This is a genomic window from Sulfuriferula sp. AH1 (assembly GCF_002162035.1).
Lineage (GTDB): Bacteria > Pseudomonadota > Gammaproteobacteria > Burkholderiales > Sulfuriferulaceae > Sulfuriferula.
This window is the reverse complement of record NZ_CP021138.1, coordinates 2,034,501-2,057,950: the sequence shown is the minus strand read 5'-3', so window position 1 is coordinate 2,057,950 and position 23,450 is coordinate 2,034,501. Positions and strand designations below refer to the sequence as shown.

Annotated in this window: 25 protein-coding genes; 17 read left to right on the top strand and 8 right to left on the bottom strand. The window is 54.5% G+C overall.

Features of this window, described 5'->3' with window-relative positions; translation table 11 throughout:
- The first annotated feature begins 10 nt into the window (after positions 1 to 10).
- From tolR to CAP31_RS10395, 8 genes are all read left to right on the top strand, one after another.
- A complete protein-coding gene (gene tolR, locus CAP31_RS10430; RefSeq protein ID WP_255377105.1) occupies positions 11 to 403 on the top strand; it encodes a protein TolR in 393 nt (130 codons plus the stop codon).
- Positions 404 to 1,258 carry a cell envelope integrity protein TolA gene (gene tolA, locus CAP31_RS10425; RefSeq protein WP_087447468.1) on the top strand — a complete coding sequence of 285 codons (855 nt, stop codon included), beginning with the start codon at positions 404 to 406 and terminating at the stop codon, positions 1,256 to 1,258.
- Positions 1,259 to 1,272: 14 nt separating this feature from the next.
- Positions 1,273 to 2,547: a Tol-Pal system beta propeller repeat protein TolB gene (gene tolB / locus CAP31_RS10420; RefSeq protein ID WP_087447467.1), complete on the top strand. Its 1,275-nt coding sequence runs from the start codon at positions 1,273 to 1,275 to the stop codon at positions 2,545 to 2,547.
- Between the two features lie 52 nt (positions 2,548 to 2,599).
- Positions 2,600 to 3,157 (top strand): peptidoglycan-associated lipoprotein Pal, encoded by a 558-nt coding sequence (gene pal, locus CAP31_RS10415; RefSeq protein ID WP_087447466.1) that lies wholly within the window; start codon positions 2,600 to 2,602, stop codon positions 3,155 to 3,157.
- 3 nt (positions 3,158 to 3,160) lie between these two features.
- A complete protein-coding gene (gene ybgF, locus CAP31_RS10410) occupies positions 3,161 to 3,946 on the top strand; it encodes a tol-pal system protein YbgF (RefSeq protein WP_087447465.1) in 786 nt (261 codons plus the stop codon).
- A complete protein-coding gene (queE, locus tag CAP31_RS10405; protein WP_087447464.1) occupies positions 3,946 to 4,590 on the top strand; it encodes a 7-carboxy-7-deazaguanine synthase QueE in 645 nt (214 codons plus the stop codon). The genes ybgF and queE overlap by 1 nt, the downstream gene beginning before the upstream one ends.
- On the top strand, positions 4,590 to 5,273 hold the full coding sequence (gene queC / locus CAP31_RS10400) for a 7-cyano-7-deazaguanine synthase QueC (RefSeq protein WP_087447463.1): 684 nt from the start codon (positions 4,590 to 4,592) through the stop codon (positions 5,271 to 5,273). Before queE ends, queC begins: the two co-directional genes overlap by 1 nt.
- Positions 5,274 to 5,366: 93 nt before the next feature.
- Positions 5,367 to 6,632 carry a YeeE/YedE family protein gene (locus tag CAP31_RS10395; protein ID WP_087447462.1) on the top strand — a complete coding sequence of 422 codons (1,266 nt, stop codon included), beginning with the start codon at positions 5,367 to 5,369 and terminating at the stop codon, positions 6,630 to 6,632.
- Positions 6,633 to 6,714: 82 nt separating this feature from the next.
- Here CAP31_RS10395 and CAP31_RS10390 read toward each other — a convergent pair whose 3' ends face one another.
- From CAP31_RS10390 to CAP31_RS14910, 3 genes are read right to left on the bottom strand one after another with little or no spacing between them, the layout of a single operon-like run.
- Positions 6,715 to 7,170, bottom strand: a complete 456-nt coding sequence (locus tag CAP31_RS10390; RefSeq protein WP_087447461.1) for a YaiI/YqxD family protein — start codon at positions 7,168 to 7,170, stop codon at positions 6,715 to 6,717.
- Positions 7,170 to 7,829: a cupin domain-containing protein gene (locus CAP31_RS10385; RefSeq protein ID WP_087447460.1), complete on the bottom strand. Its 660-nt coding sequence runs from the start codon at positions 7,827 to 7,829 to the stop codon at positions 7,170 to 7,172. Before CAP31_RS10385 ends, CAP31_RS10390 begins: the two co-directional genes overlap by 1 nt.
- Positions 7,826 to 8,053, bottom strand: a complete 228-nt coding sequence (locus CAP31_RS14910; protein WP_189836611.1) for a hypothetical protein — start codon at positions 8,051 to 8,053, stop codon at positions 7,826 to 7,828. The genes CAP31_RS10385 and CAP31_RS14910 overlap by 4 nt, the downstream gene beginning before the upstream one ends.
- Positions 8,054 to 8,084: 31 nt before the next feature.
- Between CAP31_RS14910 and CAP31_RS10375 the strand changes: the two genes are divergently transcribed.
- On the top strand, positions 8,085 to 9,128 hold the full coding sequence (locus tag CAP31_RS10375; protein ID WP_087446117.1) for an IS481 family transposase: 1,044 nt from the start codon (positions 8,085 to 8,087) through the stop codon (positions 9,126 to 9,128).
- A gap of 58 nt (positions 9,129 to 9,186) precedes the next feature.
- Here CAP31_RS10375 and CAP31_RS10370 read toward each other — a convergent pair whose 3' ends face one another.
- The gene (locus CAP31_RS10370) at positions 9,187 to 9,546 is read right to left on the bottom strand and encodes a phosphate-starvation-inducible PsiE family protein (protein ID WP_087448356.1); all 360 of its coding nucleotides are present in this window, start codon (positions 9,544 to 9,546) and stop codon (positions 9,187 to 9,189) included.
- A gap of 421 nt (positions 9,547 to 9,967) precedes the next feature.
- Here CAP31_RS10370 and CAP31_RS10365 point away from each other — a divergent pair, with 421 nt between their 5' ends.
- Positions 9,968 to 12,583 (top strand): EAL domain-containing protein, encoded by a 2,616-nt coding sequence (locus CAP31_RS10365; RefSeq protein ID WP_087447458.1) that lies wholly within the window; start codon positions 9,968 to 9,970, stop codon positions 12,581 to 12,583.
- On the opposite strand, the gene panD is transcribed toward CAP31_RS10365, so the two are convergent.
- Both panD and yjgA read right to left on the bottom strand, forming a co-directional pair.
- Positions 12,580 to 12,966: an aspartate 1-decarboxylase gene (panD, locus tag CAP31_RS10360; protein WP_087447457.1), complete on the bottom strand. Its 387-nt coding sequence runs from the start codon at positions 12,964 to 12,966 to the stop codon at positions 12,580 to 12,582. The genes CAP31_RS10365 and panD overlap by 4 nt on opposite strands.
- Before the next feature lie 71 nt (positions 12,967 to 13,037).
- The gene (gene yjgA / locus CAP31_RS10355) at positions 13,038 to 13,589 is read right to left on the bottom strand and encodes a ribosome biogenesis factor YjgA (protein ID WP_087447456.1); all 552 of its coding nucleotides are present in this window, start codon (positions 13,587 to 13,589) and stop codon (positions 13,038 to 13,040) included.
- A 66-nt stretch (positions 13,590 to 13,655) separates the two neighbouring features.
- Between yjgA and pmbA the strand changes: the two genes are divergently transcribed.
- The 4 genes from pmbA to CAP31_RS10335 are packed head-to-tail and all read left to right on the top strand — an operon-like array spanning position 13,656 to position 17,217.
- The gene (gene pmbA, locus CAP31_RS10350) at positions 13,656 to 14,993 is read left to right on the top strand and encodes a metalloprotease PmbA (RefSeq protein ID WP_087447455.1); all 1,338 of its coding nucleotides are present in this window, start codon (positions 13,656 to 13,658) and stop codon (positions 14,991 to 14,993) included.
- 6 nt (positions 14,994 to 14,999) lie between these two features.
- Complete coding sequence (locus tag CAP31_RS10345; protein ID WP_087447454.1) at positions 15,000 to 15,527, top strand: TRAP transporter small permease subunit; 528 nt, start codon at positions 15,000 to 15,002, stop codon at positions 15,525 to 15,527.
- A complete protein-coding gene (locus tag CAP31_RS10340; protein WP_223247252.1) occupies positions 15,524 to 16,927 on the top strand; it encodes a TRAP transporter large permease subunit in 1,404 nt (467 codons plus the stop codon). The genes CAP31_RS10345 and CAP31_RS10340 overlap by 4 nt, the downstream gene beginning before the upstream one ends.
- A gap of 8 nt (positions 16,928 to 16,935) precedes the next feature.
- Positions 16,936 to 17,217, top strand: coding sequence for an antibiotic biosynthesis monooxygenase (locus CAP31_RS10335; RefSeq protein ID WP_087447453.1), 282 nt, complete (start codon positions 16,936 to 16,938; stop codon positions 17,215 to 17,217).
- A gap of 12 nt (positions 17,218 to 17,229) precedes the next feature.
- On the opposite strand, the gene feoB is transcribed toward CAP31_RS10335, so the two are convergent.
- The gene (gene feoB / locus CAP31_RS10330; protein ID WP_087447452.1) at positions 17,230 to 19,014 is read right to left on the bottom strand and encodes a ferrous iron transport protein B; all 1,785 of its coding nucleotides are present in this window, start codon (positions 19,012 to 19,014) and stop codon (positions 17,230 to 17,232) included.
- A 5-nt stretch (positions 19,015 to 19,019) separates the two neighbouring features.
- Positions 19,020 to 19,253 (bottom strand): FeoA family protein, encoded by a 234-nt coding sequence (locus CAP31_RS10325; RefSeq protein WP_087447451.1) that lies wholly within the window; start codon positions 19,251 to 19,253, stop codon positions 19,020 to 19,022.
- Positions 19,254 to 19,405: 152 nt separating this feature from the next.
- Here CAP31_RS10325 and pgi point away from each other — a divergent pair, with 152 nt between their 5' ends.
- From pgi to glgC, 3 genes are read left to right on the top strand one after another with little or no spacing between them, the layout of a single operon-like run.
- Positions 19,406 to 21,076 carry a glucose-6-phosphate isomerase gene (pgi, locus tag CAP31_RS10320; protein ID WP_369802399.1) on the top strand — a complete coding sequence of 557 codons (1,671 nt, stop codon included), beginning with the start codon at positions 19,406 to 19,408 and terminating at the stop codon, positions 21,074 to 21,076.
- 10 nt (positions 21,077 to 21,086) lie between these two features.
- Complete coding sequence (locus CAP31_RS10315) at positions 21,087 to 22,118, top strand: glucokinase (protein ID WP_223247251.1); 1,032 nt, start codon at positions 21,087 to 21,089, stop codon at positions 22,116 to 22,118.
- 34 nt (positions 22,119 to 22,152) lie between these two features.
- A complete protein-coding gene (gene glgC, locus CAP31_RS10310) occupies positions 22,153 to 23,448 on the top strand; it encodes a glucose-1-phosphate adenylyltransferase (RefSeq protein ID WP_087447449.1) in 1,296 nt (431 codons plus the stop codon).
- Positions 23,449 to 23,450: the final 2 nt, after the last annotated feature.

Below are 23,450 nucleotides of genomic sequence, written 5' to 3'. Positions count from 1 at the left end.
TCGCAAACAAATGAATCAAATCAACGTCGTGCCGTATATCGACGTGATGCTGGTGCTGCTGGTCATCTTCATGGTGACTGCGCCGATGATTAATCCGGGGCAGGTGGATCTGCCCAGCGTGGCTAAAACGCAAACGGTCGCATTGCAGCCTTTGCAAGTGACGATACGCGCCGACGGTCAATTGCGCGTGCGTGATCAGGCGCACGGCGGTGACGAGCAAACCGTAAGTCAGGATGAGCTATTGTCGCTGGTGCGGCAAAAGCAGGCGGATCAGCCCGACCAGCCTGTCGTTATCGCCGCTGATAAAAGCGTGCGTTATGATGCCGTGATGAAAGTGATGAGCCTGATGCAGCAAAACAATGTTAAACGTGTAGGTTTGCTCGCCGCACCCGGGGCAAAATAAATGCGTAATACCGCAGCCACGCGAGGGCGCATACCAGCCGCTGTGTTGGCAATATTGGTGCACCTGGTGTTTATTGCATTGCTGGTATACAGCGTAAACTGGAAAACGCACGCCCCCGAGCCGGTAATGGTGGAATTGTGGCAACCGCCACCCGTCACGCACGTGCAGCCTGTGGTGATACCGAAGCCGCCCGTCGAAATTGTCAGCAAACCCGAGCCGACGGTCCCCAAGCCGGATATTGCGCTGGCTGAGAAGAAACGCAAGCTGGCGGAGCAACAGGCACGCGAGGAAGCGCTTTTGGCCCAGCAAAAGCTGGAACAGCAGAAATTAGAGCAACAGAAACTCGAGCAGCAAAAAGCGCAACAGAAACTGGCCGAGCAAAAACAGGCAGAACAGAAAGCTGTTCAGCAGAAAGCCGAGCAGCAAAAAATTGAGCAGCAGAAAAAGCAGGCGGCGTTGCGCCAGCTGATTGCGAATCAGATGCAAAGTGAGCTTAAGACGGAATCCGCCCACGCGTTGACCAGCAGCCGTCAAGCCGCGCTGGCAAGTAAAAAGGCGGCCGAGCAGTCGTCGATGCGGGCAGAGTATCAGGAAAAGATCAAGGCGAAGATCCGCAGTCAGATCCGTTATCCGGAGGATCTGCAAGGGAACCCGCAAGCACGATTTGAAGTCTCGGTATTGCCGACAGGTGATGTGGTGCATGTGAAGCTGCTGCGCCCGAGCGGGCAGCCGGCATATGATAACGCGGTTGAACGTGCGATTTTAAAGGCTTCGCCGCTACCGATGCCGCCTGATTCGGCATTAGTGAACGAATTCAGAGATCTGGATTTGAAATTTTCGCCAAACGAAAACTAACAAAGGTTAACCAGATGAAAAATGTATTGAAGCGATATATGCAGGGCTTGATCATGCTGCTGTTGCTGCCGGTATGGGCGCATGCAGCAATGACCATAGAGATCATCGGCGGTGCGGCGAGCAAGCTGCCTGTGGCCATTGCACCGTTTAATGGTGCCGGCCAGACTTATCGAGTAATTACCGATGTGGTCGCGGCGGATCTGGCGCGTACCGGCGAATTGAGCCTGGTAGATGTGACCGACCTCAACCCGCCATTAACCGATCCGTCCGATCCGCGTTTCAGCATAGCCCGCAAGCGCGGTGCTGAAGCCGTGGTGCTCGGCCAGGTGACGACGCTGGCAAACGGTCAGATCCAGGTGAATTTCCGGCTGATGGATGCTGTAAAGCAAACCCAGCTGGCAGGCTACAGTTATACCACTACCCCTAATCAGTTACGCGTGGTCGCGCATAAAATCGCCGACGTGGTGTATGAAAAGCTGATCGGCGTACCCGGCATATTTTCTACTCATATTGCTTACGTCATCAAGCAGGGCAAGCGTTATGAACTGCAAGTCGCGGATGCCGATGGCCAAGGTGTGCAAACGGTGCTGAAATCGGCCGAACCGCTGATTTCCCCGGCCTGGTCGCCTGATGGCAGCAAGCTGGCCTATGTGTCGTTCGAAAACAAAAAACCGGTGATCTATGTGCAGAACATGCTTACCGGCGCACGACGGGTGCTGGCAAATTTCAAGGGGAGCAACAGTGCACCGGCCTGGTCGCCTGATGGCAGCAAAATCGCATTGGTGCTGACCCGTGACGACGGTTCGCAGCTCTACATCATGAATGCCGATGGTTCAGGGCTGAAACGTCTGACCTTCGGCGGCGGGATCGATACCGAACCGGCCTGGAGTCCGGATGGGCGGTCATTGCTGTTTACTTCCGATCGAGGCGGCAGCCCGCAGATCTATCAGATCCCGGTGAGCGGCGGCAATGCCAAAAGAATGACCTTCGACGGCAATTATAATGTGTCGCCGAACTGGAGTCCGGACGGCAAACGCTTTGCCTTTGTGCAGCGCAGTGAAGGCCGTTTCCGTATCGCGGTGATGGATATCGCGTCGGGTCAGGTCCAGGTGCTGACGGATACCAATCTTGATGAATCGCCGAGTTTTGCCGCAAATGGCAAAATGATCGTATACGCTACCGAAATCAATGGTCGTGGCGTATTGGCAGCAGTTTCCTCTGATGGCAAAACGCAAGTGCGTTTGTCGGATCGTGCGGGTGATATGCGTGAACCGGCTTGGGGACGGTGATGGCCCTGATGGGCTATATTTGTAGTACTTTTCTTTTTAAGGAGTGTAATAAATGAAAAAAACAGTATTGGGTCTTGTTATTGTAGGGATGCTGGCAGGATGTTCGTCGGTAGGAACCAAACCGGCACCGGTGGTTGATACATCGGCGCAAGATGCTGCTGCAAAAGCCGCTGCTGAGAAAGCCGCTGCCGACAAGGCTGCCGCTGAAGCTGCTGCTTTGGAGCGGGCTCGTCTGGCTAGCCAGGCAAACCCGTTAAAAGATCCATCCAACATCCTGTCACAGCGTAGCGTGTACTTCGATTTCGACAAATACAATGTCAAGGATGATTTCCGTCCTATGATAGAAGCACATGCAGCTTATCTGACCAGCCATAAAGATGCTAAAGTGACCTTGCAAGGTAATACGGACGACCGCGGCAGCCGTGAATATAACCTGGCATTGGGTCAGCGTCGTGCCGATAGCGTGCGTAAGGCTTTGAACCTGCTGAATGTGCCTGAGTCACAAATGGAAGCCGTCAGTTTTGGCGAAGAAAAGCCTAAAGCAACCGGTGAAGATGAAGCTGCCTGGTCGCAAAACCGTCGCACCGATATCGTTTATCAAGGTGAATAATGCATGAGGATTAAGTCTGTTTCGAATCTGCTATTGGGATTGATATGGTTGGGTACGGCATCTGCTGCTGCGGCGATGGATGACGATACCGCACGCCGTCTGGCGGATATTCAGCAGCAGCTGAGTACCGTGAATCAGCGTCTGGATGCGCTTGAAGCAAAGCCGCAAGCATCGTCTTTGCTGACTTTGCAGTCGCAGATCGATGCGCTCAAGGCCGAAGTTGGCCACCTGCGCGGGCAGCTGGATGTGCAAACCCACGATATCGAAACTACCCAGAAACGCCAGACAGACTTATATCAGGACCTTGATACGCGTCTGCGCAACATGACGCGTAACGATGCTGCGGCGTCAGCTGCACCTTCCGACACGGCGGGGACAGCGGATGCCGCAACACCGGCAACAAAGTCCGGTAATGCCAATGAAGAACAAAGCTATCAAGCGGCGCTCACCTTGTTCAAGCGCGGCGATTATGCCGGAGCGATTGCCGGCTTCAAACAGTTCGGCAAGACATACCCGAACAGCAGCATGGCGGCGAGTGCGCAATACTGGATAGGTAATGCGTATTTTTCGACCAAAGATTTTAAAAATGCACTGTCCACCCAGAAAAAGTTGATCAGTGCCTATCCGAACAGTCCCAAGATACCGGATGCCATGTTAAATATGTCCAGCGCGCAAATAGAGCTGGGCGATATGGCGGGAGCTCGCAAGACCCTGGAAACATTGGTGGCGAAATATGCCGCGACACCTGCCGCAGCACTGGCCAAGAAACGTCTTGAGTTGCTGAAGTAATGGATGCGGCGACTCTGCGTATTACCGAGATTTTTTATTCCGTACAGGGTGAAACCAGCCGCGTAGGCCTGCCTACGGTGTTTGTGCGCCTTACCGGCTGTCCGTTGCGCTGCGGTTATTGTGATACCGCTTACGCTTTTCACGGCGGCGAGTCGCTGACGCTGTCCACCATCCTGGAACGGGTGGCGGCTTATCATCCCCGCTATGTCACCGTGACCGGCGGCGAACCGCTGGCGCAGAAACATGCTTTGACGCTGCTTAGCGCCTTGTGCGATGCAGGTTATGATGTTTCGCTGGAAACGAGCGGGGCACTGGACATCGGCGCAGTGGATCCGCGCGTGTCGCGGATCGTCGATATCAAAACTCCCGGTTCCGGGGAGGTCAGTAAAAACCGTTGGGAAAATCTGGCGTATTTGACTGCGCATGATGAGCTTAAATTTGTGATTACCGATGAAGCCGATTATCAGTGGGCACGCCAGACACTGGCGGAACACGCGCTCGCCGAGCAATGTCCGGTACTGTTCTCGCCAGTGCATGGCGGCGCGGCCAGCGAACTGGCCGACTGGATATTGCGCGATCGCCTGCCGGTGCGAATGCAGTTACAATTGCACAAGATTTTATGGAATGACGCGGCAGGCCGGTAATGAATGAACCCAAACACGCCATCGTCCTCCTCTCTGGAGGACTGGATTCGGCGACGGTATTAGCGATTGCACAGCGCGATGGTTATATTTGTCATGCGCTGAGTTTTGATTATGGTCAGCGGCACCATGCCGAATTGGCTGCCGCTGCCTGCATGGCAGCCAGCCAGGGTGCCGCCGAGCACCGCACATTTAGAATGGATCTGGCGATGTTTGGCGGCTCGGCACTGACCGATAGCAATATTGCCGTGCCTGAAACCCCGACTACAGGCATTCCATCGACTTATGTCCCGGCGCGCAATACGATCATGTTGTCGATCGCATTGGCATGGGCAGAAGTGCTCAACAGCCGGGCAATTTTTATCGGCGTCAATGCGGTAGATTATTCCGGTTATCCGGATTGCCGCCCCGAGTATATCGCTGCCTTTGAACGCATGGCGAATCTTGCAACCAGGGCCGGTGTGGAAGGCCAGGATTTGCATATTCATGCACCACTCATGCAGTTGTCGAAAGCCGAAATCATCCGCTTGGGAACAACGCTGGGCGTCGATTACGCGGCGACCGTGTCCTGCTATCAGGCCGATGCCGAAGGCCGCGCATGCGGTGTATGTGATTCCTGCCGGTTACGGCAACAGGGGTTTGAGCAGGCCGGGATTCCTGACCCGACCCGTTATCGCTTAGTATAAATAGCTCATTGTTATTATCAGCCGTTAAATCATAATCCAAAAAGTTTTATAGTCTCGCTATTCAGTTTTAAATTAATTCAGGGGGAGTTTCCTATGTTGTTCGATAGCTTTGCTCAAGCACAGTCAGTGCTGCTGTGGGCGACGTTTGGCTTGGCCGTAGTGCTGGGTCTGGTTGCCAACAAGACCAATTTTTGTACCATGGGCGCCATATCCGATTGGGTCAACATGGGCGATCTGGGCCGCATGCGCGCATGGTTGCTGGCTATCGCGGTAGCGATGCTGGGCGTATCCGTTCTGGAGTATTTCGGGCTCGCGAATCTCGATGCCTCTTTCCCTCCGTATCGCGGTGCTCAGCTGATCTGGGCAGAGAATATTCTGGGCGGTGTATTGTTCGGTATCGGCATGACCTTCGCATCCGGTTGCGGTAACAAGACCCTGATTCGTATCGGCGGCGGTAACATCAAGTCCATCGTTGTGCTGCTGATCATCGCCGTGATCGCCTATTTTATGGTCAATCCGTTCCCGGGCAGCGACAAGACCTTGTTTACGGTGCTGTTCAACGGCTGGATACGTCCATTGGCGGTGAATACCGGCAGCCATCAGGATCTGGCTTCATTCCTGGTCAGCGACGCCAATCTGAAACAGGCACGCCTGGTGCTGGGTGTGCTGATAGCATTGGCGATCTCGGTGTTTGTGTTCAAATCAGCCGATTTCCGCAGCAATAAGGACAACATCATCGGTGGTCTGGTTGTCGGACTGGTCGTATTGGGTGCCTGGTATATCAGCAGCGTGATCCAGGTTAAAGTCGACGGCACCAATTACACGCTGCAAGGTTATGTGCAGGAATGGGATTTCGTTGCCGGCTCAAACGAGATCAAGCCTGCCGACAGCCGTCCGCTGAGTCCGCAGTCGTTTACCTTTATCAATCCGATGGGGCAGACTCTGGGTTATGTGGCCGGCAAATTTGACATCAGCCTGCTGACCTTCGGCGTTATGGCATTGGCCGGGGTTATCGCCGGATCGTTGTTATGGTCGCTGTTGAGCAGAAATTTCCGCATTGAATGGTTCGCGTCCTTTGCCGATTTCCGCAATCATGTCTTTGGTGCAGTTCTGATGGGTTTTGGCGGTGTATTGGCGATGGGTTGTACCATCGGTCAAGGAATTACCGGCATGTCGACTTTGGCACTCGGTTCATTCCTGGCGTTGATCAGCATCATTTTCGGCAGTGCGATGACCATGCGCCTGCAGTATTACAAACTGGTTTATGAAGCGGATGCCAGCTTCATGAAGGCTTTGGTGAGCAGTCTGGTTGATTTCAAGTTGCTGCCATCCTTCATGCGCAAACTCGAAGCGGTCTAATTCAGCATTAAAAATTAAAAACGGCTATTTCCGTATGGAAATAGCCGTTTTTTTTGTCTCGTCAAGATCTGTAATCATTCCTCTAGCGGTCCTTTGTCATCCGATTCAGGAACCGATCCAGTTGATTGGCAAATGCCTGGCGGTCACTCTGCGAAAATGCCGTCGGGCCGCCTGTCTCGATTCCGCTGCCGCGTAATTCCGTCATGAAGTTACGCAGGGTCAATGCTGCCTGGATGTTCTCCGGCGTATAGAATTCTCCTCGCGGATTCAGCGCATGGCCGCCTTTCTCGACGACACTGGCTGCCAGCGGAATATCTGCGGTGATGACCAGATCGTCGGCTTGCACGCGTAATACGATCTCGTCGTCAGCCACATCAAAACCGTGCGGTACTTGCAGAGTCCGGATATAAGCCGATGGCGGCGTACGCAACAGTTTATTGGCGACTAGCGTCATCGGTATCTGCATGCGTTCCGCCGCACGGAAAAGAATATCCTTGATGACGCCGGGACAAGCGTCGGCATCCACCCAGATGTGCATCAGCCGATATCCAGATGACCCACCTTGACGAATATGGTGCATCCCGATTCGCTATAAGGTTGGTGTGCACTGAGGTGCGGGCTGCGCAGCCAGACGCCTTGGCCGTAATCGCCGTGTTCATCCTGAAACATGCCGTCCAGCACCAGAATCTCTTCACCGCCATAATGCCGATGCGGCTGAAAGCGGGTACCGGGTTGCCAGCGTACCAATGCCGTGTGCTCGCCTTTGAATTCGCTCAACGGTAAAACGCTCAAGCCATCAACCAGCCCCGGCAGCCAGGTCGCTTGATGGGTATGGACGATGATGCGTTGCGTATCATCCGGCTGCGTGTAACGCAATTTCACAAACAGGGTACAGCCTGTAACGCTGAATGGCGTGTGTTGGGAACCGGGCGGATTTTTGATGTAGGTGCCGGCAGGATAAACGCCGTATTCGTCCTGAAATATGCCGTCCAGCACGAAAATATCCTCACCTAGCGGATGGCTATGTGCAGCAAATCCGGCGCCGGGCTGGTAGCGTACGATGGATGTGGCGCGCGCCTGCTCAGCGCCGTCGCGTTCAAGCAAGCGACGCTCGACGCCGGGCAATGGCGACGGTAGCCACGGCAACGTGGCGGGGTCGATTCGTACTGCCAATTGATGATCTGCATTGATAATCATGGCGATTTTTCAGTCGTTATACGGCCATCCTGGATGGCGGGCGTGTTGCTGACGGAAATGGAAACGCTTCCTACCAGCCAGTGCAGGATGCCGGCGACCAGCAGTGCGGCGAGAATCAATCCGTAGTGCATGGGATCAAATGTAGTAGTTCCGACTTGATCTGACAGTATGGCCTTGCCAAAGGTGAGGTTACCCGGTTTGATATAGGTGCGAATCTTTATCAAACAAAGCGCGCAAGCGCCAAGGAGTAACCCCATGAACAGTTTTCACCAAAACGTTATCAAACACAAGGTTGGCCTGCTGAATCTGGCTGCTGAACTCGGTAATGTGTCCCGCGCCTGCAAGGTGATGGGCTTTTCCCGCGATACCTTCTACCGTTATCAGTCGGCTATGGAAAACGGTGGTGTCGACGCCCTGATCGATGCTAATCGCAGAAAGCCGAACCACAAGAACCGGGTTGAAGAGGCCACAGAATTAGCGGTTGCCGCCTTCGCCCTGGAACAACCGGCATTTGGTCAGGTGCGCGTATCCAATGAGCTGCGCAAACGCGGCATCTTTGTTTCTCCCTCTGGTGTACGCTCTGTTTGGCTGCGGCGTGATCTCGAATCGTTCAAGAAGCGCCTGACTGCACTGGAACGGCATGTTGCTGAAACGGGCGAGGTGCTGACCGAAGCGCAAGTAGGCGCCCTGGAAAAGAAACAGGACGACGATGTGGCGCATGGCGAGATTGAAACGGCTCACCCAGGCTATCTCGGCAGCCAGGATACGTTCTATGTGGGCACCCTCAAAGGCGTCGGCCGGATTTACCAGCAGACCTTCGTTGACACCTATTCGAAGTGGGCAGCGGCCAAACTCTACACGACCAAAATGCCGATCACCGCAGCCGATCTGCTTAATGACCGGGTGCTGCCATTCTTCGCCGAGCAGAACATGGGGATGATACGCATCCTGACGGATCGCGGCACCGAATATTGCGGCAAACCGGAATCCCATGACTATCAGCTCTATCTGGCCTTGAATGACATCGAGCATACCAGGACCAAAGCCAATCATCCGCAGACCAACGGCATCTGTGAACGCTTCCACAAGACCATCCTGCAGGAGTTCTATCAGGTCGCGTTCCGGCGCAAGATTTACCGGTCAATCGCGGAGCTGCAAACGGATCTGGATGAATGGCTGGTTTATTACAACAATGACCGCACCCATCAGGGCAAGATGTGCTGCGGCCGCACTCCGACGCAAACACTTATTGACGGAAAGGAGGCATGGCACGATAAAATCACCACATTGAACAACTGAATCTGAACTGACAGCTGCATCTGTCAAACCGGGGAACTGTCAGATCAGATCGCGACTACTACAGATCAAAGCTTTCCACCATGTTTTGCTGGGCGCTGACGATTTGTACCGGTTCAACGATAATCTGGCGCAGCAGGGTGATGATCACCACCTCAATGAAGACTCTGACCTGAAAAATGCCGTTCTGCAAATAGCTTATTTCCGCGGAAATAAGGCTGGACAGAGTCCATACCAGAAATAATGTACCCAGTGATTGCAAAAAACCGCGGACGAAATGGCCGTGGACGATAGCGCTAATCACTTCCACGCTGAATTGCCACACGATCATCAAGCTTGCAATCACCAATGCAATGGCGAGTGCGATATGCAGCAGCTTGTTAAAGCGGGAGAGTAATAGTATCAAACGCTGTTCGAACATGGCTGTGTCGTCGAATTTAAAAAAGAAAAAATAATTTTGCCTGTTACCGCAGCTGCGAGGATGCATAATCCGCTGCCAGGTTATTAGCGAGAGTCAAGTTATATCATATCGGACCGATAACTGGCTAATCAGCACGACAAAGCCATGAATCGAAACTGCTCGGAATCGAACCTCCTGGCACGCTTCGGCAGAAACGCTTGCTTATTAAAACATGTGCCCGGTCTGAATGTTTAAAATGAACAGGAGATTCGTTAATGCAATTTTCATTTGTGAAAAACCATAAATCTGGTAAGGTTACTTTTTGTAAGGGGAGAGTAAGTCTGTATTAAACAAGCATTTGCGGATAACGTTTGTTATCGGGATGTATTGGTGCCGCTTTTAATAACAAATATTCGTTACTGAATCTCAGTTCAGGCAGGGTATGCAATCACAAATTAGCGCATTAAAGACAAAGCTGGTTCAAGCTCAAATCATTCTGGATAAGACGCCATCATTGGTATTCATGATGGAGCCGGAGTCGCTGCGTTTTACGTTTGTTAATCATAGTTTGATGGCAAGCCTCGGATATACGCAAAGCGAGATGCTGGGCATGTCGGCGAACCAGCTGAATCCGGCGTTTTCCGACCAGTATTGTCAGCAGCTTCTGGCGTCCTTGCCGATGGGGGAGCAATCGGCGGTCGATTTTGAAATGTCGTTTCTGCGTAAAGACGAAACGGCGTTGCCGGTCGCATTATTTCTGCGTCTGGTTGAAATGGACGACAAACAGGTTTTGCTGGCAATCGCTCATGACATTACGCTCAGAAAGAAGCATGAAGCGCAGATTGCCCGGCTTACCAATTTTTACAAGGCGTTGAGCGAAGTCAATCAGGCTATTGTACGCATGCGCGACGAGACTGAATTATTGTCGCTGGTTTGCAAGGTGGCTGTGGAATTTGGCGGCATCGCGCTGGCTTGGGTAGGTCAGGCGAATGAAACCGCGAGTTTGATCAGGCCGGTTGTGAGTTACGGATGTGGCAAGGAATATCTCGATGAGATCATGATTTCAACGAACGAAAATGAGATTGCCGGCCGCGGACCCGTAGGCACGACATTCCGGGAGCGGCGTATCGTTGTTATCAATGATTTTCAAGCTGATGAAATGACCGTGCCATGGAGGGAACGCGCAGCGCAAGTCGGCTGGCGTTCTGCGGCAGCTTTTCCGATTCTGCGAGCCGGCAGGACGTTTGCCGTACTGAGTGTGCATCATTCACAACAAGGCGCTTTTGATCATGAGGTCATTCAGCTGATTGAGGAAATGTGCAGCGATATTTCTTTTGCGCTGGATAACTTCGATCGGGAAAAGAAGCGGCAGACACTCGAAGAGGAATTAAAGCTTGCCTCGATGGTATATCAGTACAGCAGTCAGGCGATGATGGTCACCGATGCCTCCAATCGCATTATTTCCGTCAATCAGGCTTATACCCATATCACCGGATATACGGCAGATGAAGTGATGGGCAAAAACCCCAGAATACTGAGCTCCGGCCGCCATACTCAAGCATTCTACAAATCGATATGGCGCTCGTTAAAAGCGTATCAGCATTGGCAGGGCAGAATATGGAGCAAACGCAAGAATGGCGAAATATATCCGGAATGGCTGACGATAAATCTCGTGCTGGATGAAGATGACGCCCCCTATTGTTTTGTGGCCACTTTTTATGACATCACCGACAAAGTGCGCTCGGAAGAGCTGATCTGGAAGCAAGCGAATTACGATATGCTTACCGAACTGCCCAACCGCTATATGCTGCATCAGTGCATGGTGCAGGAAATCGGTAACGCTCGTCATCATGAGCAGACGCTGGCAGTACTGTATATCGATCTGGATCAGTTCAAGGAGGTGAATGATACGCTGGGGCATCAGATTGGCGATCAGCTGCTGGTCGAGGTTGCGCAGCGCATCAAATCCTGTGTGAATGAAACAGATGTGGTGGGGCGTCTGGGGGGTGATGAGTTTACCGTGATCTTGCTCGCGCCGCCGGATAGCGCATATGTGGCCGGAATAGCGGAACGGATTATCGCCAAACTGGTGACGGCGTTTACGCTGATCGAAAATCAGAGCGCGATTTATATTTCGGCGAGTATCGGCATCGCTTTTTATCCATCCGATGCGATGAATGCCGAAGACTTGCTAAAGGGCGCAGAACAGGCAATGTATGTTGCGAAAAATGCCGGGCGCAATCGGCTGAGTTTTTATACTTCCGAGCTGCGCGAAAAAGCGCGAAACCGTCTGAGTTTGTTAAGCGATTTGCGCGGTGCGCTGGCCGAAAATCAGTTTCAGCTCTATTTCCAGCCCATCGTGAATCTGGCAACGGGAAAAATCACCAAGGCAGAAGCGCTGATCCGCTGGCAGCATCCTGTGCGCGGCATGGTAAACCCGGCGGAGTTTATTCCGCTGGCCGAGGAAACCGGCCTGATTGTGGCGATTGGCGACTGGGTATTCAAGGAAGCGGCGCACTGGGCCCGGCGCTGGAAATCGGATCGCGCAGGAGAAAGCATCCAGGTGAGCGTGAATATGTCGCCGATCCAGTTTAAAGACGACACCGTCAAAATGGACAGCTGGCTCGCGCATTTGCAGGCAATAGGCTTGCCCGGCAAAAATATGGTGGTGGAAATCACGGAAAGTTTGCTGCTCGATGTGACTTCCGCGATTTCGGATAAATTGCTGGCATTCAGAGATGCTGGAATCAAAGTGTCAATGGATGATTTCGGTACGGGGTATTCCGCACTGTCCTATCTGAAAAAATTCGATATCGATTATCTGAAAATCGACCAGACCTTTGTGCGCGATATCACTACCGACCCCAGCGATCTGGCTTTGTCCGAAGCGATTGTGGTGATGGCGCACAAGCTGGGCCTGAAAGTGATTGCCGAGGGTGTGGAAACTTTGGAGCAGCGGGATTTGCTAACGCAATGCGGCTGCGATTATGCTCAGGGTTATTTTTATTCCCGGCCGCTGCCGCCGGCAGCATTCGAGCAATTGTTGAAGGCTGGTTAAGCCTGGGCCGCCTGCACCGGAATATGGTTGCGGCTGCTCTTGATGCGGTTGTCCTCATCCACATAAACCAGCTGCGGTGCGAATCTTTCCAGTTCGATTTCGTTGTATGTGGCGTAAGTGGCGATGATCAGAATATCGCCGGGGCTGGCTTTGTGCGCCGCCGCGCCATTGACGGAAATGGTGCCGGAATCGCGTTCGGCACGAATCGCGTAGGTGGTGAAGCGCTCGCCATTGGTGACGTTGTAAATGTCGATTTGCTGATATTCGCGAATATCGGCTGCTTCCAGCAGCGTGTCGTCAATGGCACAGGAACCTTCGTAATGCAGCTCGGACTGCGTGACGCGCACTCGGTGCAGCTTCGACTTCAACATGGTTCTCTGCATCTATTCGTCCTCATCGGGGGCGTATATTAGCTGCATATTATAAACCGAAACCCCCGAATTTGCATGGTTCCTTACGCGTCTTCAGTATCCGCGCCGTCTTCGGCAGGCGCAGCGAGTTCCGGATGATCCTGCTCAAAAATGCTGCGGATCAGCTTGAACAAGGCGCGGCTGCTCTTCGGAGGCTGCTGCTGGCTGGCTTCCCTGCGTGCGTTACGTACCAGCGTACGCAATTGCTGCACGTCGACGCCGGGATGATCGGCAATGAACAGGGTGATGGCGGTGTCGTCTTCGATCAGCCGCGTGCGCCAGTGTTCCATCTGGTGGAATACGGCATTTTCTTCGCTATGATGGTTGCGCCATTTCTCCAGTTGTTCGGCGATAGGCCGGGCATCGATGATGCGCATCAGGCGTCCGATATACTGCTTTTGCCGGCTCAGTCCGCCGTGCGCCGTAATACGCTTCGCGGCATCAATCGCATCGCGCAGGTTTTCCGGCAAATCGAGTTTGTCGAGCTTGCCCTTGGGCAGCGCGATCAGTTCTTCCCCGAGCTTTTGCAAAGCGGTCATCTGACGCTTGATCTCGCTTTTGCTGATGACGGGGATTTCGTCTTCAATTTCTTCCATGGTACTCAGATATCGCCTAAATGTTGCTATGATAACGTTTTTAGTCTTTCTTAGTCTGGAGTTTTCGTGTCTGATCAATTTAGCCATACTAAAAACGAATTGCAATCCCTGGTGCAGGACATGCTGGACTACGCCAAGCAGCAAGGTGCAACAGCCTGTGCGGCTGAAGCATCGGAGGGTATGGGGCAGTCGGTGACGGTGCGTAAAGGTGAAGTCGAGACCATAGAATATAACCGCGACAAGGGTATCGGCGTGACGGTGTATATCGGTCAGCGCCGCGGCAATGCTTCCACTTCGGATTTCAGCCGGCAGGCACTGCTGGATACGGTAGACAAAGCGCTGACGATCGCGCGCTATACCGCGGAGGATGCCTTCGCCGGCTTGCCCGACGCCGACCGGCTGGCGACGGTGTTCCCGGAGCTGGATCTGTTCCACCCGTGGACGCAATCGATAGACGAAGCCATCGCCATGGCGGGCGTATGCGAAGCTGCCGCCCTGGCTGCGGACCCGCGCATCAGTAATTCGGAGGGAGCCAGCGTCAACACGCAGAATTCCTTGTTCGTGTATGGCAACAGCCTGGGTTTTTCGGCAGGATACCCGACCTCGCGTCACGGCGTGAGCTGCGCGGTGATCGCCGAGTCGGAACAAGGCATGCAGCGCGATTACTGGTATACCTCGGCACGGCGGGCAGCGGATTTGCTGTCTGCGGAGGAAGTCGGCCGGCGTGCCGGCGAGCGTACGGTGCGGCGTCTGGACGGGCGCAAGGTAAAAACCTGTCAGGTGCCGGTGCTGTTCGAAGCGCCGGTCGCGGCAGGATTGCTGTCGAGTTTTGTGTCGGCGATCAGCGGCAGCAGCCTGTATCGCAAATCGTCGTTCCTGCTGGACAGCCTGGGGCAGAGCATATTCCCGGCATGGCTGCAGATCGGCGAACGGCCGCATTTGTTGCGCGGCCTCGCCAGCAGCCCGTTTGACAATGAAGGCGTGGCGACCGTCGATCGCGAAGTGATCAGGGACGGCGTGTTGCAGGGTTATTTCCTGGGCAGCTACAGCGCCCGGAAACTGGGCATGCAGACCACCGGCAATGCCGGAGGCAATCACAATCTGCTGGTGAGCAATACCGGTGAAGACTTTGCCGGACTGCTGCGAAAAATGGGGACAGGCCTGCTGGTAACCGAGTTGCTCGGCCACGGCACCAATATGGTGACAGGCGATTATTCTCGCGGTGCCGCCGGGTTCTGGGTGGAAAACGGGGTGATTCAATATCCGGTGGAGGAAATCACCATCGCCGGCAATCTCAAACAAATGTTCAAGGACATTGTTGCAATCGGTACCGACACGGAAACCCGCGGTTCCAAGCAGACCGGCTCGATTCTGGTCGCACAGATGACCGTAGCCGGGGACTGATCGACGATGCAAGGATGGTTACGGATTGCGCACGCCATAGACGCGCTGAATGAGTGGGTGGGGCGCAGTATCAAGTGGCTGGTACTGCTGGCAACGCTGATTTCGGCGGGCAATGCGCTGGTGCGCTACGGCCTTGGCGAAAGCTCGAATGCCGGACTGGAAATTCAGTGGTATCTGTTCGGTGCGCTATTCCTGCTGGGTGCAGGTTATACACTAAAACACAACGGCCATGTGCGTATCGATTTCATCCATGGCCGCCTGTCGCCAAGGGCGCAGGCATGGCTGGAGATCGTCGGCACCGTGCTGTTTCTATTGCCGTTCTCGCTGCTGATTATCTGGTTCGGCTGGCCGATGTTTGTCAGCGCCTGGCAGAGCGGCGAGATGTCGCCGGATGCAGGGGGATTGCTGCGCTGGCCGGTGAAACTGCTCATTCCAGCCGGTTTCAGTCTGTTGGCGCTGCAGGGCGTGGCTGAATTGATCAGGAATATTGCCGTGCTGTCCGGGTACAAGGCGGCCAGGGAGCATACGGCATGAGCATGGAGTGGATGGCGCCCGCGATGTTTGCGGGCCTGGTGATCGTGCTGCTGATGGGATACCCGGTGGCATTCTCGCTGGCGGCGAACGGGCTGCTGTTTGCCGCGATAGGCATGAAGCTCGGCTTTTTTGATATGAGCCTGATGCAGGCGCTGCCCGAGCGCGTGCTCGGCATCATGGCCAATCAGACCCTGCTGGCGATCCCGTTCTTTACTTTCATGGGACTGATACTGGAACGCAGCGGCATGGCAGAGGAGCTGCTGGATAGCGTCGGCCAGCTGTTCGGTGCGATCCGCGGCGGGCTGGCTTATGCAGTGATTTTCGTCGGCGCCTTGCTGGCGGCCACCACTGGCGTGGTAGCCGCTTCAGTGATTGCCATGGGGCTGATTTCGCTGCCGATCATGGTGCGTTACGGTTACGATACGCGACTGGCGACCGGCGTGATCGCGGCTTCCGGTACGTTGGCGCAGATCATCCCGCCCAGTCTGGTGCTGATCGTGCTGGCCGACCAGCTGGGGGTGTCGGTGGGCGATCTCTACAAGGGCGCTCTGGTGCCGAGTCTGGTGCTGACCGGTTTCTACGTGCTGTTTGTGTTCATGGTTACACTGATAAAACCTGTCGCGGCGCCGGCTTTGCCGCTCACCGCCCGCACTTTGCGCGGCTGGGCGTTATGGCGCAGTGCGATGCTGTCGATCATGCCGCCATTGTTGCTGATCTTCCTGGTGCTGGGCACGATATTCCTGGGTTGGGCGACACCGACTGAAGGTGGTGCGATGGGTGCGACGGGTGCATTGGTGCTGGCCTGGATCAAGCGCCGTTTGCCGCTGGATATGTTGAAACAGGCCATGGATACCACCACGCGGTTATCCAGTTTCGTGCTGTTCATCCTCATCGGCTCCACGGTATTCAGTCTGGTGTTTCGCGGCGTCAACGGTGACCTGTGGGTGGAGCACCTGCTGACCGGTCTGCCTGGCGGCGCGCTGGGCTTTTTGATCGTGGTGAATTTGCTGGTGTTCGTGCTGGCATTCTTCCTCGATTTTTTCGAGATCGCCTTCATCATCATCCCGCTGCTGGCGCCGGTTGCACAGAAGCTGGGCATCGATCTGGTGTGGTTCGGCGTGCTCATCGGCATTAACATGCAAACCTCGTTCATGCATCCGCCGTTCGGATTTGCGCTGTTCTATCTGCGAAGCGTCGCACCCAAGGATATCAAGACCACCGATATCTATCGTGGCGCGATTCCGTTCGTGCTGATCCAGCTGGCGATGGTGGTGTTGGTGATCGCTTTCCCGTCGATTACCGGCGGCGTGCCGCAGCAGACCTTATCAAAAGGCGTGATCGAAGTGCCGATGGATGAGGACAGCTACGGTGATTATTATTTGCCGAAGGAGTGGCGCTAAGGAGTCGCATGCAGCATGTTTTGATTATTCATGAGGTCGAGGCATATCCAGCATGGAAGGCTGTTTTTGATCAGGCTGCCGTCATGAGAAAAAATGCCGGTGAAATCAGCTACCAGTTGCTGCGTTATGATGACGATGAGAATCGCATCGTTCATTTCTCAGTGTGGTCATCGCTGGAGCAGGCCCGGCGTTTCCTTGAGTCGCCCGAGCTGATAGAGATCAGGCGCAAGGCAGGCGTAAAAGCTCCGGAATTTATCTATCTGCAAGAGATGGAGCGTGGCGTGCTGTAACGCGCCTGCCCGTTACAGCCCCAGCGCCCGCGCACCCTGATAGAACGCGAAGCTCACCACCCATGCCAGGCCCAGTGGCCACGCTACCGCGATTACGGTGAACCAGTTGCTCTTCGATTCCTGCTTGAGCACCGCGACGGTTGACAGGCATGGCGTGTAGATCAGGGTAAACAGCATGAAGCTGTAGGCTTGTACCCAGTCCAGTTGTCCGGCGATGATGCCGGCCAGATTGTTTTGTCCCGCGCCGTAAATCACGGCGAGCGCGCCGATGACGATTTCCTTGGCAATGAAGCCGAACAGCAGTGCGACCGACAGCAGGCGATCGATGCCCAGCGGCGCGAAGATCGGCTCCATCCAGCTCGCCAGCTGACCGGCCAGCGTAGTGGGACTGGCTGGCGGCACGTTGAACGGATAATGCGTCAGCGCCCAGACGATGATGACGCCGGCGATAATGAAGCCGGAGGCGCCACGGATGAAATGCCCCGACTGCTGCCAGCCTTGCGCCAGCAGCTGTTTGAAGGTGGGGAAGCGGTACGGCGGCAGTTCCAGCAGCAGCGGTTCATGGCTGCGATATTTGCCGCGCCATACCAGCGCGGTCAGGAACGCCATCAGAAAACTCATCAGATACAGTGAGAACATCACTACAGCGGCGGCGCGTGGCGCGAAAATGGCGGTGGTGAAGAACAGGAATACCTGCAATCTGGCGGAACACAGTGAGAACGGTATCACCATCATCGTCAGCAGGCGCAGCGCACGCGAACGCATCACACGCGTACCCATCAGGGCGGGCACGTTACAGCCGAAACCCATCAGCTGCATGACGAAAGAACGCCCGTCCAGGCCCAGTTTAGCCATCACCGCATCCATCAGATAAGCGGCGCGCGCCAGGTAGCCGCTGTCCTCAATGATCGCCATGAACATGAAGAACACAACGATGATAGGCAGAAAGGTCAATACCGTACCGACTCCGTCGAACAGTCCTTCGACGATAAAGCTTTTGAGAGCGGCTGGCGCATGACTGAGTGCGGGTTCGAGTATGCCGGTCTTGAATTGGTCCAGCAACCAGCCGGCGCCATCCTGCAATGGGGTGCCTATCCCATAGACGAGCTGAAACAGCAGGAATACAGTAATGAAGAATAATGGCAGGCCCAGCCAGGGGTGCAGCAGCACCTTATCCAGCCGGCGGCTCAGATCAGGCGGCAGCGTGATGGGGGTGGTGACCGTATCGCTGATGATGCGATCCAGTTCGGCCTCGATGTTGTCATCCTGATGGAAGGCGTCGCTGTTGGCGTGCATGGCCTTAGGCTGATCGTGCAGTACGGTTTCGATGGCACCGCGTATGCTGCCAAAGCCCTGGCCGTATTTCGCGCTGATCATGGTGACCGCGACGCCGAGATCTGCGGCGAGACGTTCCAGATCGATTTTGATGCCCATTTGCTTGGCTTCGTCAGCCATGTTGAGCACTAGTGTCAATGGAACTTTGAGCGATTTAAGCTGTAATAATAATGCAAGCTGGCGATCCAGCTGGGTAGCGTTAAGAATGACAACCAGACCGTTGACCGCCTGGGATTCAAGAAAGTGCCGCACTACCTGTTCGTCGTCCGAAAAACCATGCAGGTTATAAATGCCAGGCAAATCGACTATTTCGACCATGCTGCCGGCCAGCAGCACTTTGGCTGAAAGCAGATCGACCGTGATACCGGGCCAATTGCCTACCCGTGCCCCGGCGCCGGTCAGGCGATTGAAAAAAGTCGATTTGCCGGTATTGGGCATTCCTAGCAGGGCGATGCGTTTCATAGGATTTAGGCGCTTAGCTGAATATTGATTTTGGCTGCATCAGTACGGCGGATCATGAGTTCGGTATGACCCACGCGGATTTGTAACGGCCCTTGCCAGGGTGCGATGCGTAGCACTTCGACCCGCCGTCCCAGCCGTAAACCCAGGGCCGACATGCGCCGCGTCAGTTCCGCTCCCGCTTCTATGGCGATGATCGTACCGCTTTGGTTGGGATGGAGATGGTCAAGTGAAGTGTTCATTTTTTGTTAAATGAGAAAGATTCTTATTTATATCATGACGTGCCGGAAACCGCAATATTGAAATGGTGTTGTTTGTAATATATTTCAAGGACGATGAATTTGGCCTGTGTATTGCTTGGTAGTTTATATGCTTAAGTTAATGAGGAAATAGAATGTCTACTATTCCAGTCATGCCTTCATATACTGAAACGCCGCCGTCTAATGTGCCTTTGCACCGACCGATTTGCCAGCAGTTACGGCAGCATTACGAAACAGTGCGCCACCAGCATATGCGCGATATGTTTGCGCAGGATCCGCAACGATTCGAACGCTTTTCACTGCAACTGGGCGATCTGCTGCTGGACTATTCCAAAAACCGCATTACTGCCGAAACCATGCGTTTGCTGGTGAAACTGGCCGAAGAAGCTGATATTGCCGGCTGGCGCGACAAGATGTTCAACGGCGAGAAAATCAACAATACCGAGAACAGGGCAGTTTTGCATGTCGCCTTGCGCAATCTCAGCGAACATCCGGTGTGGGTCGATGGCGTGGATGTCATGCCCGGCGTGCGCGCGGTAATCGACAAAATGGCTGTATTCGCCGGACAGGTGCGGGAGGGCGCGTGGCGGGGCTACAGCGGCAAACGCATCACCGATGTGGTCAATATCGGTATCGGCGGTTCCGACCTCGGGCCGCAGATGGTTTATCAGGCACTGAAACCATATCGTCACCCCGAACTGAAGGTGCATTTCATTTCCAATGTCGATGGCACCCATGCCGAAGAAATACTCGAAACACTGGATCCCGAAACCACGCTTTTCATTATTTCGTCCAAGACTTTTACTACACAGGAAACCATGACCAACGCCTTTTATGCGCGGGAGTGGTTCTTGCAGCATGCACAATCAGCGTGCCATATCGCACGTCATTTTGTCGCCGTCTCGACCAATCGCGAAGCAGTGGCTGCATTCGGCATCGATGTCGCGCAGATGTTCGAATTCTGGGACTGGGTGGGCGGCCGCTATTCGCTGTGGTCGGCAATCGGTTTGTCCATCGTGCTGGCCATAGGTCACGAACATTTCATGGCGCTATTGCAGGGGGCGCATGACATGGATGAGCATTTCCGGCATGCGCCGTTTGCGCAGAATATGCCGGTCATCATGGCGTTGCTGGGCATCTGGTACAACAATTTCTTCGGTGCGGAGTCACAGGTCATCCTGCCTTACGATCATTATTTGCGCAGTCTGCCGATGTATCTGGAACAGGCCGATATGGAAAGCAACGGCAAATCGGTCGACCGTAACGGGCAGATGGTCGATTATGCGACCGGCTCCATCGTATGGGGTGCCAGTGGCATAAACGGCCAGCATGCGTTCTACCAGCTGATCCATCAGGGGACGAAACTGATTCCGGCGGATTTCATCGTGTCGATGCAGTCGCACAGCAGCCTGCAGTCCCATCATGACATCCTGGTGGCGAACTTCCTTGCGCAGACCGAAGCGCTGATGCGCGGCCGCACGCTGGCGGAAACGCAGAGCGGCGCCGGCGAGCAATCGTATTTGCCGCAAAAGGTGTTTGCCGGCAACCATCCGAGCAATGCCTTGCTGCTCAAGCGCTTAACGCCGCATGCGCTGGGAATGCTGCTGGCGGCATACGAGCACAAGATTTTTGTGCAAGGCATTATCTGGAACTTGAATTCTTTCGATCAATGGGGCGTAGAATTGGGCAAACAATTGGCGAAACAGATTTTGCCGGAGTTGAGTGTGCACGATGCGGTGACAACGCACGATGCATCGACTAACGGACTGATTAATTATTATCATCGTTGGCGCAAGGCAAGTTAACCATGGGTGCATGATGTCTCTAGTCCGATGGAATGATCCACATAATATTTTTAAAACAAAGCTGACTCATGTCATCGCCGGGGATATCGGCGGGACCAAAAGCTGGCTGGTCTGGCTTGCCTATATAGCGCATCAGCCACCGCGACTGTTGTTTGAACAGCGTTATGAAAGCGCCGCGTTTGATAGTGCCGGCGAATTGTTGCGCACGTTCATGGCCGATGCCGGGCATGTGCTGCCACCGGATATCCTGTGTCTGGCTTTGCCGGGCCCGGTCGAACTGCGACGGGTGGCGCTCACCAATCTGGACTGGGTAGTGGACGCTGATATGCTGGGTGCGGAACTGGGGATCGCCGATGTGCGCTTTATCAATGATTTTCAGGCTGCCGCGGCCGGGGTGGCGACGCTGCAAAAAACGGATTATGAGGTGCTGAATTCCGGTTTGACGCGCCTGGGTGCAACGCGGGTGGTCACCGGTGCAGGAACCGGGCTGGGCCTGGCCTGGATGCAGGCCGACAGCCACGGCGAATATCAGACTTTCGCCACCGAGGGCGGGCATGTCGATTTCGCACCGACCAATGCGCAACAGCGTGAATTGCTGAACTGGATGGCGGCTACGCTGGAGGTGCAGCAGATTTCGCATGTATCATGGGAACGCCTGCTTTCCGGCATGGGTCTGACGGCTTTGTACCAGTTCAATCATCTGCTGTTTACCGGGCAGTCGGCACAGTCGGCGCCGGATGCGGCCTGGATACACGCTGCCGCGTTAAGAAACGAGACGGTGGCGATGGCCGCAGTACAGATGTTTGCGGATATCTATGCGGCCTGGATAGGAAATCTGGCATTGCTATACCAGCCGCGCGGCGGGTTGTATATCGCGGGTGGCATGGCGATACATTTGCATGCATGGCTCAAAGCCGAGCGATTCATGTGTATAGCGGCAGATAAAGGGCGTATGGCGGATCTGGTATTGCAGACGCCGATTCATCTGATAACAAATCCCCGTGCGGGAGTGCAGGGAGCAATAAAAATAGCGATTAGTTAAAACAGCTTGGTACCCGATAATAAGGAGATGCAGGATGACAATGACAAAACTGGAGCAGGAAAAATTATACCGCTATTACACCGAGCCGAAGATGGTGACGGAATTGACGCGCAGAACACTGGTACTGGTTCTGGCGGGCGGGGAGGGTTCCCGGCTTAAGAACCTGACTGCGTGGCGCGCCAAGCCGGCTGTGCCTTTTGGCGGCAAATACCGCATCATCGATTTCGCCTTATCCAATTGCGTCAACTCCGGCTTGCGCCGGATTGGCGTACTGACTCAGTACAAATCCCACTCGCTCATTCGTCATTTGCAACGTGCGTGGAGTTTCATGCGCGCCGAGATCGGCGAATTCGTGGAGATACTCCCGGCGCAGCAGCGCACGCACAAGAAGGAATGGTATCAGGGTACCGCCGATGCCTTGTATCAGAATCTGGACATCGTGCGCCGGCATGATCCCAAATATGTCATCGTGCTGGGCGGCGACCACATCTACACCATGGACTATTCCGCGATGCTGTTGCGCCACGTCGAACTGGGCGCGGATTTTACTGTGGGCTGCATCGAGGTGCCGCGGGAGGAAGCCACCGAATTCGGGGTGATGTCGGTCAACGAGGATATGCAGATCACCAAATTCACGGAAAAGCCGGCAGATCCCGAGGCGATGCCGGGCAAACCGGACACGGCGCTGGCTTCGATGGGTATTTATATATTTTCCACCGAGTACCTGTTCAAGATACTGATCGCGGATTCCGAGCGCAACGGCTCTTCGCATGATTTCGGCAAGGACATCATTCCCGCCAATATCCATAATTCCTGTGCGATGGCGTATCCGTTCCGCAACGAAGACGGTGAGCCGGGTTACTGGCGCGATGTCGGCACGGTGTATTCGTACTGGAAATCCAATATGGAGCTGTGCGAAATCGACCCTGAACTGAATCTGTATAACCGCGACTGGCCGATATGGACCTACCAGCCGCAATCGGCGCCCGCCAAATTCATCTTCGACGACGAAGGGCGGCGCGGTGAAGCGATCGATTCGCTGATCTCGGCAGGCTGCATTATTTCCGGCGCGCGGGTGAAACGTTCGGTGGTCTTTTTCGGTTGCAGAATCGAGAATTTCAGTCTGGTGAAGGACTGCGTGATCCTGCCCAAGGTCTCCATCGGCAAGAATTGCCGCATCACGCGTGCGGTGATCGATAAGGCCTGCGATATCCCCGATGGCACGGTGATCGGGGAAAATCTGGAAGAGGATGCGAAACGTTTCCACGTCACCAAGGAAGGTATCGTGCTGGTGACGCCGGATATGCTGGGACAGCATTTGTATCGTTGATA